Origin of the sequence: Paraburkholderia bryophila (genome assembly GCF_013409255.1) — a bacterium.
Classification (GTDB): domain Bacteria; phylum Pseudomonadota; class Gammaproteobacteria; order Burkholderiales; family Burkholderiaceae; genus Paraburkholderia.
Genome location: NZ_JACCAS010000001.1, coordinates 2,079,052 through 2,094,997, shown reverse-complemented (window position 1 = coordinate 2,094,997; position 15,946 = coordinate 2,079,052). Strand labels below are relative to the sequence as shown.

Below are 15,946 nucleotides of genomic sequence, written 5' to 3'. Positions count from 1 at the left end.
ATTTCGCAGAACAGCGCAATTGATCGCAGCTTGCGAACTCGCTGCGCTGATCAGTGAAGCTTTTACTGTTCTGTAAGTAACATAAAGCAGCGATTGGGAAGAATCGACCGTCACCATACCGACTCGTCTGTTTAAAAGAAGTAACGAGTCGTTACGTATGAACAAATACGCGGTACTAATTGCATTGATCCAATCAAAACTTATGTAAGGAGAAACTAGTGCTTTTCCGCCATGTTGAAATGGGGTCGAAAAACTAAGGAACGGATACCTAACTAAGTGAGTGGCCCCAATCCGCAGAGAAATGGGCGTTAGCGCTCATTGCTTAGCGGGCAAAGCCTTGGAGATGGCGGAGAAGCGCTGTACCTTCGGTGTAAGGTTTCATCGCGACACGGATTGTGTAGTGAACCTGTCGCTGTTTTACCGAGACCATGACGCGTTCCGTACCGGCAACGCGCCAGATAAAAGATGGTGGGAAGCAGGCGCCATTTGGGGCCCGAACCTGGCGGGATCGGCTTCTTCATCCGTTGCGCAAAAGGCGGTTATCCAGAGAGATCAATCGTGAGAATTCTTCAACTGGTTCACGCACCGCGGTTGTCCGGGGCAGAAGTACTCGTCAAAGGGCTCGCCATTCATCATCAGCGCGGCGGGCATGAAGTCTGTATGACGTCGCTGCTGCCGCAGCAGACCGACTTCGCGGATATCCGCGCCGAACTGCAGGCGGCGGGTGTCACCTGCATGTTTCCCGAGGTTCGCTATGGGCGGGTCGGCAAGCTGCTGCACCTGTATCGCGTGGTGCGCCGTTTCCGCCCGGACTTCATCGTCGCGCATGCCACGCTCGCCGCGATGTACGTGCGCCTGCTGCCGGTTCATACGCCGATCGCGTGGGTGATGCATTCGGGCGTCAACGACTTCGAGAACGGCGCGTTGAAGCGCGCCGAGCGTCTGCTGTCACGTCGCGCGCAGGCGATCATCGGCGTGTCGCAACAAAATATCGACGACTACCTGCGCGAGATCGGCCGGCATCCGTCGATGGTGGTGATTCCCAACGGTGTGGATGCCTCGCAGTTCGCCGAATACGGCGACGCGCCGGCGCCCGCTTTGCAGGTGCCGGCCAAACAGATCGTCCAGCTTGGCCGCTATATGGATTGCAAGAGCCAACTGCACACGGTGCGCGCGTTCGAACGCGTGCTGCAAACCGAGCCGGCCGCGCGTCTGCTGTTGTGCGGTGTGGTCGAAGATGTCGGCTATCACGCGGCGGTCGTGTCGCTCGTCGAGCAACTCGGCTTGCAGGACAAGGTGCAGGTGTGCGGGCCGCGCTCCGATGTGGCCGCGATTCTGCGTTCGTCGCGCGTCTTTGCGATGCCGTCGCGTTTCGAGGCGCAGAGCATTGGTTTTCTCGAAGCGCTGGCCTCGGGTATTCCTGTCGTCGCGAACCGGATTGCTTCGTTCGGGTTCGCGACTGCATTCGGCAGCGTGAGTCTGGTCGATACCGCCGATCCCGATGCCTACGGCAGCGCCTTGCTGCACGCGCTCGACATGCCGCGCGCCGACCGGCAACTGTCGGGCTACACGCTGCACGACACCGCAGACCGCTATATGACGATCGCGCGTAAATTCGTGCAGCCGTTGCAAGTCTCCGCTTGACCCCTGCCTGTACTCCGCTTTAGTCCCCGTCCGAATCCTGTCGAATCGTTCCGCCCGTGCTATTGCGCGAGGCGGTCGATTCGCAGCGTCTCCGAAAACAGCCCCGGCAATTCGCCCAATTCCTGCGCGGCGCCGAGCGCGAGATTCTGTCCCGCCGGATAGAGGGTCAGCGCCGGTGCGCCGCCGGTGAAATAGAAATTCCCCAGCGTCGCGTCAACTCGCCGATACAGCACGAGCGCCGCATGATGCCGGTCGCGTACGAACACCGGCAACACATCCGACCACGACATGCCGTGCAACGCTGCCGCGTGAATCGGTGCGCTTGCAGGTTGCGTCATGTCGAGTGTGGCGACGTCGATCAACGCGTCGTCGTTCGAGCCGTCGAGATGTGGTGTCAGCAGAATCAACGTGTTGCTGTCCGGTCCCTGCACTGCGCCGGTCGTAACCTTCACGAAGCCGGGGACGAAACTCGCGGGCAATAGTTTGCGTTCACCGAGGTTCATGCGCGTGCCGTCGTTGGCGATCGGCGTGACGGCAAGCCGTCCGTCTCGCTCCTCTATCGCAGCGAGCGACGCACGTGAACCCGAAGTCTTGAGCGCTAGCAGATCGGCGTTCTGCGCGAGGTTTTTCGCCTGAGCGAAAAGCGTCGGTGCGGACCCGGTGGCGCGTTGCGATGCGGCGACCCAAAGATCGAGTCCGCTATCGGCCCGCTTCTGCGCGATCAGCACACTGGCGCGACCGGTTCCGGTGAAATCCGCGGCCACATATTGCTGCGTCAGTTCCGGCTTGAACTCGGGCCCTGTTTGTAGCCACAGGCGCGGCGCTTCGAAGCGATTGCCGTTACTGCGCAGCAACCAGAATGCGGTGCCGCCTTGACGCGCGGTGATCACCATCAGATCCGCGCGTCCGTCACCGTCGAAATCGCCGAGCAGAAAGCGCACGCTGTCGAAGCAAAACGCGTTGCCCGCGCAACTCGGCGCGGTGGCTTGCGGATCGAACGGCACGGCGCTCGCGTACCACAGCGCAGGCGGTGCGCTTTTCGCGAGCGATGCGGCATAGACATTGAAGCCGGGGCCGTCGTGTTGGCGCTGCACATACACGGCGGATTGCTCGCCGGTGCCGCTCACATCGCCCGCCATTGCGCCGGCGAGCCGCAGATCGTTCGCTTGTGTGTGCTGTGTAGCCGCCCAGCGAAACCGTGTGGTCAGCGCCGCGCAACCGCGCATGGTGAGCTTGCCACCGGTCTCGCCGAGGCAATGCCGCATGGGCGTATAGACGAGGCCGAAGTCCCACGGCGTCCAGCGTTGCGCGATGTCCCACTGATCGCAGGTCTCGCTGGTCAGATAGCCGTCGCGTTCCGCAATGCATTGCGACGTCGCCACGCTGACGAGCGCGGCATTGCGTGAATTGCCGGGATACGCGCTGAGCGGGTCCCATCGCCATTGCTGATCGGCTGAGCCGTTACAGGCCGCAAGTATCGGCGTGCGGCCGGGTCCCGTCGAGGTCAGGCATTCGCTTGCGGCCGCATTGAAAAGCTGGATCGGATGCGACTGAAAATCCGCCACGCGACGATCGCTGCGATCGGCGAATGCATAGCGGCGCGCGATCCAGTTGCCGTCCCATTGAAACTCGCCGAACACATGCGACGACTCGCTGCCGTCGATCGAAAAATAGCTGGCGACGATATCGCGCTTGCGCTGCACTTCCGCGCTGGGGAGATTGGCGGGCCAGCCGCCCGTGGGATAGGTCACGTGATAGACGATCGGCACGCTTTTGCCGAGCGTCTGCGCGACGTGCCGCGTAATACGCGCGGCGTAAATATGATCGGGATGCTCGATGAACGGCACGGTGTCCGGGTTGAGCGTGTAGATGAGCGTCGCCTGCGCGAGGATCGCTTGCAGTGTGGCCGACAAGCCGTCGCGATCGTATTGCACGCGCACGGTACCGTTGTCGTTCATGGGGTAGGTGGAGAGTGTGGCGTGCTGCTCCCACAACAGACCGAGCGGCACGCGGCCGCCGCGCACGCCGCCGCCGGGCAGGCGCAATTCGAGCAAACGCAGTTGAGGCTTCGCCTTCAGCACCATCTGATGCACGAGCTTGCCGGCGATCGTCACGTTCGACTCGATCCAGTCGTTCGGCACGCCGGCCATGCGCGCATAGGCGAGCCGCGACGCGCGTTCGCGCGTTTGCACATAAGCGAAGTTGCCGCCGTTGGCGCCGCCGATCAGATGCACGGTGGTGACGCACCAGCCGGCATCGAGATGCTCGGCAATGGCGGGGTCGACGAACAGCAGATCGTCGTCGAGATGGGCCACCACGGTGACCAGCGTGCCGGCGCTACAACCGGCCGCGCGTGCGACGCCCGGCAACGCGGCGAGCCACACAATCACAAGCAAAGCAAAGGATGAAACGCGAACGAGCCTGGCTGCCGTTGATCGCATAATGATTCGATGCCCTGAAGGAGGGCTCAATCATACTTCAGCGGAATGGCGTGGCGCGTTGGCGAACTCACAGTAGGGAGGAGTTTGCGAGCGGGTGGGCGAGCGCGGGTGTCGAACCGCGCAGCTTGATGAAAGCTTGCGCGGGGAATCGGCTAATCAGCCAATCGGCTAACGGAAGTAAGCCTTGGTGTTCTCGTGGACGTCGGCACGCGCGAGCAATTCCGCTGGCGTGAGCCAGAGATAACCGCTGTGCTGGTCGGGCCGCCCGATTGACGCGCTACTGGCAAGCGTCAGCGCATACGCGAGCACGATGTAGTGAGTCGACACGTCGGGCTCGTCGGCGAAGTTGTCGCTGTAGTGATGCTCGAACACGCCCTCGAAGCGCGCGCTCGACCGCTTCAATCTGGCGATGCCCAGTTCAGCATCGGCGATTCGTGCGAACGCGGTGTCGAGCGTTTCGTCTTTATGGATGCGTCCGCCGGGCACGAACCATGTACCGCGCGCCGGCCGGTTGCGCCGATGACCGATCAGCACGCGGCCCTCGTGATCGCTGACGATCAGATCGATCGCGATCAGCGGCGTCAGGCGGACGATGTCCAGGAAGTCCATCTCGGTCAGCATGTGATCTCCGGCAAAACGGGCGGTGTTGGGGCATCGCTTAAGTACGGCTCAGGCGCGAGGTGTCGTCCACGTGTCGCCACAGCCACAGCCACACCAGCACTAATAGTCGCGATCCTCGTCGTCTTTAGTCAGCCGGCTCGTCACGCTCGCCAGAAACAGCGCGAGCAACACCGCGCCGATCGTCGCGAACAAAAACGCGCCGACCATCGCAGCTAGCACCAGCAAGGTCCATGCAAGGCCGTTCATGGCGAGACGTCGGCTCCTGCGTATCGAGATTCATGCTAACCCGTGGCCGCGCGAATGCTGTGTGCGCCAATCATCATCAGCCCTGTCATATCACGACGAACTACCATCGGATCGCGCCGCTAGCGCGCCACGTAACCCTCCGGCGTAGTGACCGCGTCCTTGAATACGCTCGCGTTGCCGGACACGACATAGAGCGGCGCGGGCGACAGTTTCAGACTCACCACGCCGTCGCGGTAAGGCAAGCTGGTCGCGTTGCCCATCATGTCGAACGCGCTCACGTTGCCCGCGGTGCCGGGCGCGTCGACCCGCAGCCGGTAGTCCACGCTGCGGTTCGCGTCGAACCCGGACCTGGCGCTCCAGGCGTCGTTGTCATGGGTCCAGAGGGCGGTCACGATCTTGCCGCCGCCGAGCCGCTGGAACGCATACGCATAGACGCCCTCGGGCAAGGCGTTGAGCGGTCCGAGCGTGCTGGTGCCGTCGATGATTCGCGTCATCGCGGCCACCGCGAGCGCGGCGGGTTTCGGGCTGATCCGCGCCGGGCCGTAGGCGCCGGAGGGATGATCGAGTTCGAAGAAAACCCCGTAGCCGGGCGCGGCGTCCGGCATATCCGCGAGGTAGAAGATATAGGTCATGTCCGCGCCTTCGCCGAGCAGGATCAGATGCGTGCGCGCCACCACCGCGGCTTGCGCGTACAAAACGTTCGCGCTGGGCGTGTTCTTGCCGTACGACTCGCCGATGTCGTAGCTGATGCCGGTCTCCGTCACGAACAGCGGCGCGCCAGGCTTCAGATACAAACGCATCTCGTGGCGCAGCGCGCGCATCGAAGCAGGCAGCGCGCCGGACACGGTGCCCCGATTGCCGGTGTCGGCGACGCGTTCGGGCGGATGCGACGGCGACGTGCCGATGTCGTAATAGCCATGAATCGACATGCCGTCCATATAGCGGCCGATGCCTTGCGGTCCGAGACGGCGCATCCACTTGACGTTGCCCTGCACCGACGAATACGTCAGTCCCATCACCACCGCATGCGGATCGGTCTGATGGATGCCTTCCCACACGGCCTTGTACATGGCAATGAAATTCGCGTCGCTGTCGCGCCACGGCAAGCCACCGTCGGCGTCCGGCTCCCACGTCACCTGATAGTAATTGTCGCGTTGCTGCGGGAAATACGTCGTGCGTACGCGGTTCGATTCGGTGCCGACGCGCGTCATGTATTCCTTCATTTGCGCGAGCGACGTCGGCGCGTAGCTGTGCGTTTCTTTGCCGGTCGGACTCGCCCAGGCCGGAATGCCGTCGAGCTGGATCAGCCGCATGATGTCGCCGCGCTGAAAGAAGGGCGTGAGCTGTTTCGTCGCGGCATTGAACGTGCCGCTTTGCTTCGGCTCTTCGACGTACCAGTTGCGGTTGTCGTTGACCCACGACAAACCGAGCGCGGTATAGACCGGACGGTAGCCGTCGCCGTCGCAGCAATGCTGTCCCGGCGCGAGATAGGCGGTGCCCTGGCCGCCGAAGCGATGCAGATCTTCAGAAGGAAAGCGCACCGCGGGCAAGGCAGAAGCGGTGTCCGGCAGCACGCCGAATGTAGCGATACCGGCGGGGCGTGTGCCGCGCGATTCAAGCTGCCCATGCGCGCGTTCCAGCGACGCGGAGACCGCAAAGTAGCCGGCTACCGTGGACGCGCAACTGAGTGTGGAGAGCGTCGCGCCCGCCGGTACGGCGAAGCGTCCGCTGGCGCGCACGGCGTTCCAGCTATCGCGCATTTGCCAGACAAGCGTGTCGGCTTGCGTGGGGCGCGTGACGAACACCAGCGCAAACGGCCGGGCGGAGGCGAACAGGCGCGTGCCGTCGCTCGGTGTGTCGGCTTCGAGCAATGCGCCGTCGGCTGTCGTGCTGACTTGCGAGGTGGGCGCGGAACAGCGCATGCCCTGGCCGGGCGGCGCTTTCAGTTCGGTTGCCGCGACGGCGGGCGAACTGGCCAGCGTCGTGCTCCGGTCGCTTGCCGATGCAGACGCATTGCTGCCCGCCGCGTCCGCGCGACGCTCCGTGAGCGCGACTGCGCAGCGTTTGTCCGCGCCGGGCGCCGGATCGCCGAACACACCGTTATTGCAGTCGGCACTGCCTGAGAAATTTTTCACCACGTGCTGTTCGGGCGTGCCGTACAGCACGTCGCGCGTGCCGCTAAACCGGCAGACGCCGTTTTCGGCCGCGCAGGTGGCCCACTTCCTGCCGTCGGCGCTGAACTCCGCTTTCTCGGAGGCCTTCGCGACGTTCGCGTCCGGCGCTGCGCCGGACGCGCTGCGCTGGCCGGCGCAGAACACAGACAGCATCACAGCCGCCATCGAGGTCGCCGCACGCAAGGCCCGTCCGTGAGTGCCCCAGGCGCCGGCGAGCGTTCGCCGCGCGCGATCTTCGCATCCGTTCGACATGTGTTCCCCGTCTGGTTCTTTGTGCGCGAATTCGTCGGTGGACGGCTAGCGCACCAGGTCGAACCCGCCTCGACCCGACTCGCGCGCCAAGGTGTTGCGCAAACAACATAGTGTATTTCCGCAATCCCCTGGCGGAAATGTACCGTCTTGCAGCCGACACATTCCGCCATTGGCCCGTCTATTGCCGGGTTCGTTAAAGCAGGCTTTTAACCGTGTTTCACGTTTGAAACATTAATCGTCGCCTTTATATTCTCCCGATCCAATAACAACCAATTAAATAATTTGGCGGCGCTATGAAGTGCTTATATTAGGCGATGCTTTTCGTTAATGCGGTTCCCTGTTTGTATCGTCAGAAGAAAGTCGAATTAGCGTCAGGCAGGTGAATGCTGGAGTGGCAAAGAAAATTGTACTCGACAGATGGACATAACAAGAAAAAATTGCTTAAAAGACGTCAGATGCCGGTTGAAAACAAATTGTAACTTCGGTATTTCGAGCAGTTGCCGTATGTGTGCTGGCGAACGAAATCGGCTTTTTATTTGCATTAACATTCGCAGAACGCCAATTCTTTCATATGTCGAATCGGCAATTAATTCGCTGAAAATTCGGACCGGGAAGAATTGTTCCGAAAATCACTGGCTGGTCACCCCATTCGCACGCCAACATGTCTGCTCTATCGGTCATGGCGGCTAAATGCTTGATTTACGGTGACTATGATGCACTGCACAGAGCCGGCCTCTCTGTGTGGCCGTTCAAGGTGAAAAGTAGATCCGTTTTCTGACGAGGATGACTATGACCTGCGCGAGTCTCGAGTCTGCAATGCTGCGCTGGGTGCACGCTCCGAACAAGGGGATGCGTCGCATCGCGATACTGATGTTCAACGACTGTTCGCTGCAAGGCGCGGGTGTCGTTGCCGAGGTGTTTCAGGTGGCGAACGAACTGGCTTCGTCCGGCTCCGGCGGTTGGCTGTACGACGTGTCGTTCCTGTCGGCTGACGGCGGCATGGTGACCTCGTCGTCCGCGCTGCGGGTCTGGACCGACGGGCTCGACGCCAGGCATTACGGCGGCTTCGATGCGCTGTATGTGGCGGGTGGCAAAGGCGCCTTCGCCGCCGCCGGCGACGAACGCCTGATCGCCTGGCTGCGCCGGGTGCGCCGCAACACCGGCATGATCCGCCCGATCGCCGAAGGGCGCGCGTTACTCGACGCCGCCTACCTGCCCGACGGCAGAGAGAGCGGCGAATTCGGCCAGCATCCGGCCGCTGCGCGTCCAACCGAACCCGGCACGAACGCGGGTGCCAACGCAGGCGCCAGCGCCGACGCCGGCGACCGCCTCGAATCGATGCGCAGCGCACTCGCCATGATCAAACGCGATCTCGGCGGCGGCGCGGCGCGCACGGTGGCCGAGCGACTGCTCGCCGATTCCTGCTCGAACCTCGCGCCGCTGCTCGGCGAAGACGGCGGTCTGAGCCCCGGCGACAAAGTCCGCGCGGCGGCGCGCTGGCTGCAGGAAAACTGCCAGCAGTCCATTTCGATCGCCGACGCCGCGCAATTCGCCGCGATGAGCGAACGCAACTTTCTACGTCGCTTCAAGATGGAAATGGGCATCACGCCCTCGAGTTTTCTGTTGCACGAACGCCTTGCGGTGACCTGCAGCCTGCTGACCGAATCGGAATTGCCGGTCGACAAGATTGCGCGGCGCACCGGCATGGGCAACGGTGACCGCCTCGCGAAAGTGTTCCGCAAGCGGATGAGAATTTCCCCCACCGAGTTCCGGATTCAAAGCCGCCGCATGGTCGGCGAATAGCGCAGACGGGGCCAGCCACAAGGCCGCGCGTCGCGTGGCCCGCGGAAAGTATTTCCGTCGATTTTTGAGAACTAGAAGGATTAGAACTATGTTGACCCAGGGAGTTGTGAGCGCTGCGTCGGCCGGGCCGAACGGTGCAATTACCGAAGCGGCCGGAGCGCGTTGTGCGCGCATCGTCCCAGTCATTCTCGCCGGCGGTTCGGGCACACGCCTGTGGCCCGTGTCGCGCGAGAACTATCCGAAGCAGCTGATCGACGTGGTCGGTTCCGATTCGCTGCTGCAAGCCACCGCGCGGCGCATGAAAGGCTTTCCGTCCGGCTGGAAGGTCGACGCGGCGCCGATCATCGTGTGCGGCGAGGAACACCGCTTCGTGATCGCCGAGCAACTGCACGCCAACGGCGTCGAGGCGCGGCTGGTGGTCGAACCGGCGCGCCGCGATACGGCGCCCGCGTTGACCATGGCGGCCTCGCTCGCGTGCGCGGAGGGTGACGACGCGATTCTGATCGTGATGCCGGCGGATCATTCGATCGCGGATATCCCCGCTTTGCAGGGCGCGCTGGAATGCGCGGCGCGCTACGCGGAGCAAGGCGCGATCGCAACGCTGGGCGTACCGCCGACGCGGCCCGATACCGGCTTCGGCTATATCCGTATCGGCGCGGCGTTGGGCGATGGCAGCCACGTTATCGACGGGTTCGTCGAGAAACCCGCGGAAGAAATCGCGGCGCAGTACGTGGCGGCGGGAACGTACTGGTGGAACAGCGGCATCTTCATCGTGCGGGCGAGCGTGTGGCTCGACACGCTGAAGCGTCTGCAGCCGGAGATGCATTCGGCGTGCGAGCGCGCGTTCGCCGGCGGCAAGACCGACGGCGCGTATTTCCGTCCGTTGCTGGAAGCGTTTCTGAGCGCACCGGCCGATTCGATCGACTACGCGGTGATGGAGCGGCTGACCGAGACCGATGCGCCCGCAACGGAATCGGCGGACGGCACGAACGCGAGCGATGCCGCCGCGAATTCAGAGGCAAGCACAAGCGCAAACGCACCGTCGAATCCCTCCGGCGTCGTCGTCAAACTCGACGCCGGCTGGTCCGACCTCGGCTCGTGGGACGCCGTCTGGGCCGCAATGGACAAAGACGCCAACGGTAACGCCGGGCGCGGTCGCGTGACGTTCGAAGGCGCGGTGTCGAGCTATGCGCACTCCGAAGGCCGGTTGGTCGCCTGCGTTGGCACGACCAACGTGGTGGTGGTCGAAACCGCCGATGCCGTGCTGGTGGTCGACCGCTCGCACGTGCAGGACGTCAAGGGGCTGGTGTCGCGCATCAAGGCGCAGCACGCGCCCGAAGCCGACGCGCATCGCAAGGTGCGCCGCCCGTGGGGTTTCTACGATTCGATCGACCACGGCGAGCGCTTCCAGGTCAAGCGCATCGTCGTCTCGCCGGGCGCGCAACTGTCGCTGCAACTGCATCACCACCGCGCCGAACACTGGGTCGTGGTGCGCGGCACGGCGCTCGTCACGCGCGGCGAAGAGACGTTCCTGCTGAGCGAAAACGAATCGACCTTCATTCCACTCGGCACCCGCCACCGGCTCGAAAACCCGGGCAAGGTGCCGCTCGAAATCATTGAAGTCCAGTCCGGCACCTACCTCGGTGAGGACGACATTGTGAGGTTCAACGACAACTACGGCCGCTGCCCGTGAGAAAACGCGGGTCGTTCCGCGTCTTCTCATCGCAGGGGAATCGGGTGGGCCAGCGCCCGATCCGGCAGCGTTCGTCAGCAGCAAGGCCAGGACTCATTTGCGAACAAGAACGGCAAGAACGAGGTAAGCAAAATGCGCAAGTTTCAGGATTTGCTCGCGCGAGTTTTCGATGTCGCGTTGGTGTTGGCGGGGGCGGCGGTCGCGTCGCAGATCCGCTTCGATTACCTCGCTCAAACCGGGTTCTACTGGGCGCTCGTGATGTTTTGCGCCGCGTTCGCGCTGGCCATTTTTCCAGCCTTTGGGGTGTATGAATCTTGGCGCGGCCGCTCCAAGCTTCAACTGGCCGGTCAGGTTTCGCTCGCCTGGTTGATGGTGCAAGCCTCGGCGCTGGTGCTGATGTATTCGCTGCATCGCGCGGACTTCGTGTCGCGTTTGTGGTTCTCGTACTGGACCGCGGTAACGGGCGGCCTGATGATCGCCTACCGGCTGATCGCCCATGCCGCGCTGGCGCGGGCGCGTGGCGCCGGCATGAATCTGCATCAGGTCGCGATTGTGGGTAGCGGCTCGCAGTGCGACGCGATTCTGCGCCGTATCGACTCCGCGCCGACCACCGGTTTTCGCGCGACCGCCGTGTACAACACGCGCCCGGACGTGGCGCCCGTGACCGCCGCGCGCGTGCCGGTGTTCGACAAGGTCGACGCGCTCGCCGACTACATTCGCACCAACGACGTCCACGAACTGTGGCTGATGCTCTCGCTGACCGAAGAGCCGCTGATCTGCTCGCTGATCGGCGAGTTCCGCGACGACCTGGTGAATATCCGCTTCATGCCGGACGTGCGCAGCCTCGCGCTGTTCGAAGGCAGCGGCGTGATCGATCTGCTCGGCGTGCCGGCGATCAATCTGGTGGCGTCGCCGCTGTCGGCCAGTTCAATGCTGAAGAAGGAAATCTTCGACCGCTTTTTCGCGGCCAGCGCGTTGCTCGGCCTCGCGCCGATTCTGCTGGCGATCGCGCTCGCGGTGAAATGTTCGTCGCGCGGACCGGTGCTGTTCAAGCAGAAGCGCAAGGGCGCCGACGGCCGCGTCTTCACGATCTACAAGTTTCGCTCGATGCGTCTGCATACCGAGGCCAAAGGCACGGTCAGCCAGGCCACGCGCCACGACGCGCGCGTCACGCGAGTGGGCGCTTTCCTGCGCCGCACGAGCCTCGACGAACTGCCGCAATTTTTCAACGTGTTGCGTGGCGACATGTCGGTCGTTGGACCACGTCCCCATGCGCTCGAGCACGACGACCTCTATCAGAAAGTGGTTGCCGGCTACATCAATCGCTACCGCATCAAACCGGGCATTACGGGTTGGGCGCAGATCAATGGTTTTCGTGGCGAAACGGACCGCATCGAAAAGATGGAGCGTCGCGTCGAACATGACCTGTATTACCTGGGGCATTGGTCGTTCGCACTCGACATGCGGATCATCGGCGCGACGATCGTTGCCGGACTGGTGCATCGAAACGCTTACTAAGAAGTAGTTAACAAGCACGCTTGGCGCGACCTCCTCTGAGGACCAACGCCGTGGCGCAAGGAGGAAACATCATGAGCTCGCTTGGTATACGCACGGGAAGTCTCCTGGTTTTCGCTACTGCAACACTGCTGTCCGGATGCGGAAGCGTTCCGGGCCAACGGATGATCACGCCGGCCGCCATTCAGGACACGGGTGGGGATTACAGCACCGATCCATCGGCGCAACAGCAGATCCCGATCACCGATATCAATCTCGCGCTGCTGCGCAAGATGAACGCGGCACAGTCGTCGATGACGTTGCCGCCGCAGACGGCCGCGCTGTTCGGCAAACCGACGGCCTACAAGGTCGGTCCTGGCGACGTGCTGCAGATCGTCGTGTGGGATCACCCGGAACTGGCCGCCGCGCTCGGGCAGCCCGCGCAGAACGCCAAGACGACGGACGCCGCGCCCGGCTTTCTGATCGACGAAAGCGGCGACGTGCAGTTTCCGTACGCCGGTACCGTGCATGTGGCCGGCAAGGACGTCGCGGCGATCCAGAAGGAACTGCATCGCCGTCTGAGCAACGTGTATCAGAAGCCGGAAGTGACGGTACGGGTCGCCTCGTTCCGTAACGCGCAGGTCTACGTGGACGGCGAAGTGCGCACTCCTGGCGCGCAATCGCTCAACGACATTCCGATGTCGCTGACCATGGCGATCAGCCAGGGTGGCGGCTTCAGCCCGAATGCGGACCGCAGCCGCGTTGATCTGATCCGCAACGGCGTCACCTATCAGATCAACGTGGACGATCTGATCAAGCGCGGTCGCAATCCGTCGGACATCTATCTGCAAGCGGGCGACATGCTGCGCGTGGCGTCGCGCGAAGACAGCGGCGTGTATGTGATGGGCGAGGTCAACAAGCCCGCGACCATCATGCCGATGCGCAACGGCTCGCTGACGCTGTCGCAAGCCATTTCCGACAGCGGCAGTTTCGATTCGAACACGGCCGCGGCTCGCCAGTTGTTCGTGATCCGCAATTCGACGAGCGATTCGCCGCAGGTCTATCACCTCGACGCCACGTCGCCGGTGTCGATGCTGCTCGCCAATCAGTTCGAGCTGCAACCGAAAGACGTCGTGTATGTCGGCCAGGGCGGACTGGTCCGCTTCAACCGTGTGCTGAACCTGCTGCTGCCGGCGATCAACGCGGCCGTGACGGGCGCTGTCCTTGCGAAATAAAAAACGTACAAATTGACCTTGAACCGCCGGGCTTTGTTGGGTGAAGAAAATGGCAATCAACTTCGAAAATCGCTACACCGACGTGTCCGGACCGGACGAGCTGCACCTGTCGGACTATCTGCGAACGATCGTGCGCGGCTGGCGCACGATCGTGATGGTGACGCTGATCGCGCTCGCGCTGGGGTGCGCGTACGCCTTCCTCGCGCCGCCGACGTATCGCGCGGATGTGCTGTTCCACGTCGAGGACAAGACGGCGAACAACAACGCGAACGGCAAGGATTCCTTGCCGCCGCTCACGGGCATGTTCGACACTAAACCGTCGACCGCCGCCGAGATCGAGTTGCTGAAGTCGCGGCTCGTCACGGAAGAAACCGTCAAGACGCTGCACCTCGATCTGACGGCCACGCCGCGCTACATGCCGCTGATCGGCGGCATGATCGCCGGGCTGGTGAATGGGCAGTGGGGGTTCAAGCTGCCGCAGTTCATCAACCTGTCGGGCTATGCATGGGGTGACGAGAGCATCACGGTGTCGCAGTTCGACACCTCGAAGGACATGTACGACACGACCTTCACGTTGATTGCCGGCAGCGACAATTCGTACGTGCTGCGCGACAAGAACGGCATTGCGATCCTGTCGGGCAAGGTGGGCGAAACGGTGCAGACCGATACCGCCGACGGCCCGATCGCGCTGCACGTCGACAAGCTGGTCGGCGCGCCCGGATCGCGTTACGAACTGACGCGCGCCTCGACGCTGAGCACGGTGGACCGCCTGCAGAAAGCGCTGGTCGTGCAGGAAACCACGCTGCAATCCGGCATCATCCGCGCGAGTCTCGAAGGCGGCGATAGCGGCCTGACCGCGGCGATCGTCAACAGCATGGCGCGCGAGTTCGTCAAGCAGGACGTGGAGAGCCGTTCGACCGAAGCCGAGCATATGCTGGCCTTCCTCGATCAGCAATTGCCGGGCTTGCGCAAGGAACTCGACGACGCCGAGCAACGCTACAACAAGTTCCGTAACACGCACGGCACGGTCGACCTCGGCGAAGAAAGCCGTCTGCTGCTGCAGCAGATCGTCGACAACAAGACCAAGCTGATGGATCTGCAACAGCAACGCGCGGAGATGTCGCAACGCTTCACCGCGAATCACCCGGCGGTGGCCGCGCTCGACGCACAGATCGCCGCGTTGCAAGGCGCAGCCGCCAACATGAACCGCAGCGTGGCGGTCATGCCGGACACGGAGCAGACCGCATTGCGTCTGTTGCGCGACGTGCATGTCGACACCGAGCTGTACACGAATCTGCTGAACAGCGCGCAGCAATTGCGTGTGGCCAAGGCCGGCCAGGTGGGCAGCGTGCGCGTGGTGGACTTCGCGGAAGCGCCCGACGAACCGGTGCGGCCGAAGCGCGTGATCGCGATTCTGATCGCGCTCGGCGGTGGCCTGCTGATCGGCATTCTGCTGACCTTCTTCAAGCGCGCGATGTACGGCGGCGTGGAACGTCCGGACGAACTCGAAGCGGTGCTCGGCGTGCCGGTGTTCGCGGTCGTGCCGCGCAGCCAGACCCAGTTGCGTCTGCAGGAAAACGTCATGCTGCGCCGCCGTGGTCTGCATGTGCTCGCGCAACAGGCGCCGGAAGACATCGCGGTGGAAGGCGTGCGCAATCTGCGCACCTCGTTGCAGCTCTCGCTCGATCACGCCGAGAACAACATCGTGATGATCACCGGCTCGCGGCCCGATACCGGCAAGTCGTTCCTCTCCGTGAATCTGGCGGCGCTGGTGGCGTCGGCGAACAAGCGGGTGCTGATTATCGACGGCGATATGCGGCGCGGCGACGTGCACTCGCACTTCGGTATCGGGCATCAACCCGGTTTGTCCGACGTGCTGAGCGGCGGCGATCTGATGTCGATGGTGCAGCGCGACGTGCTGCCCGGCCTCGACGTGCTCGCCAAAGGCACGCTGCCGTCGCATCCGTCCGAACTGCTGATGAGCAAGCGCTTCGAGACGATGCTGGAAGAACTGAAGTCGCACTACGACCTGGTGATCGTCGACACGCCGCCGGTGCTGGCGGTGACCGACTCGACGCTGATCGGCAAGTACGCGGGCACGACGCTGCTGGTGGTGCGCCATGGCCGCCATCCGCTCAACGAGATCGCCGAGACGGCCAAGCGGCTGCGCAATGGCGGGGTGTCGCTCAGGGGTGTGCTGCTGACCGACGTGCCGCAGGAAGGCGCGTTCCTCGGTTCGGGCTATCAGGGCGGGTATTACGGGTACGACAGCATTGCAGGTTGACAACGGAGCCCGCCGCGGACCTTTCAACCAGGCGGCGGGTGCCGGTACTTAAATCTAAA

The 15,946-nt window shown here is 63.1% G+C and carries 10 protein-coding genes; 6 read left to right on the top strand and 4 right to left on the bottom strand.

From position 1 onward, the window contains the following. Positions 1-558: 558 nt before the first annotated feature. The gene (locus GGD40_RS09295) at positions 559-1,644 is read left to right on the top strand and encodes a glycosyltransferase family 4 protein (protein WP_179706659.1); all 1,086 of its coding nucleotides are present in this window, start codon (positions 559-561) and stop codon (positions 1,642-1,644) included. Positions 1,645-1,703: 59 nt separating this feature from the next. Here the strand turns inward: GGD40_RS09295 and GGD40_RS09290 are convergent, their stop codons facing one another. The 4 genes from GGD40_RS09290 to GGD40_RS09275 form a co-directional block, all read right to left on the bottom strand. Continuing rightward, the gene (locus GGD40_RS09290; protein ID WP_179743450.1) at positions 1,704-4,085 is read right to left on the bottom strand and encodes a PIG-L family deacetylase; all 2,382 of its coding nucleotides are present in this window, start codon (positions 4,083-4,085) and stop codon (positions 1,704-1,706) included. Between the two features lie 168 nt (positions 4,086-4,253). Beyond that, positions 4,254-4,706 (bottom strand): GDP-mannose mannosyl hydrolase, encoded by a 453-nt coding sequence (locus GGD40_RS09285; protein WP_179706656.1) that lies wholly within the window; start codon positions 4,704-4,706, stop codon positions 4,254-4,256. A 99-nt stretch (positions 4,707-4,805) separates the two neighbouring features. Further along, on the bottom strand, positions 4,806-4,952 hold the full coding sequence (locus GGD40_RS09280; RefSeq protein ID WP_179706655.1) for a hypothetical protein: 147 nt from the start codon (positions 4,950-4,952) through the stop codon (positions 4,806-4,808). Between the two features lie 119 nt (positions 4,953-5,071). Then, entirely contained in the window at positions 5,072-7,378 is a 2,307-nt protein-coding gene (locus GGD40_RS09275; protein WP_179743449.1) for a hypothetical protein, read from the bottom strand. A 789-nt stretch (positions 7,379-8,167) separates the two neighbouring features. Here GGD40_RS09275 and GGD40_RS09270 point away from each other — a divergent pair. The 5 genes from GGD40_RS09270 (at position 8,168) to GGD40_RS09250 (ending at position 15,887) form a co-directional block, all read left to right on the top strand. Further along, complete coding sequence (locus tag GGD40_RS09270) at positions 8,168-9,181, top strand: helix-turn-helix domain-containing protein (protein ID WP_179743448.1); 1,014 nt, start codon at positions 8,168-8,170, stop codon at positions 9,179-9,181. Between the two features lie 88 nt (positions 9,182-9,269). Then, positions 9,270-10,874: a sugar phosphate nucleotidyltransferase gene (locus tag GGD40_RS09265; RefSeq protein WP_179743447.1), complete on the top strand. Its 1,605-nt coding sequence runs from the start codon at positions 9,270-9,272 to the stop codon at positions 10,872-10,874. 132 nt (positions 10,875-11,006) lie between these two features. Then, entirely contained in the window at positions 11,007-12,392 is a 1,386-nt protein-coding gene (locus tag GGD40_RS09260) for an undecaprenyl-phosphate glucose phosphotransferase (RefSeq protein ID WP_179706650.1), read from the top strand. A gap of 71 nt (positions 12,393-12,463) precedes the next feature. Then, positions 12,464-13,603: a polysaccharide biosynthesis/export family protein gene (locus GGD40_RS09255; protein ID WP_179743446.1), complete on the top strand. Its 1,140-nt coding sequence runs from the start codon at positions 12,464-12,466 to the stop codon at positions 13,601-13,603. Positions 13,604-13,652: 49 nt separating this feature from the next. Next, positions 13,653-15,887: a polysaccharide biosynthesis tyrosine autokinase gene (locus GGD40_RS09250; RefSeq protein ID WP_179706646.1), complete on the top strand. Its 2,235-nt coding sequence runs from the start codon at positions 13,653-13,655 to the stop codon at positions 15,885-15,887. Positions 15,888-15,946: the final 59 nt, after the last annotated feature.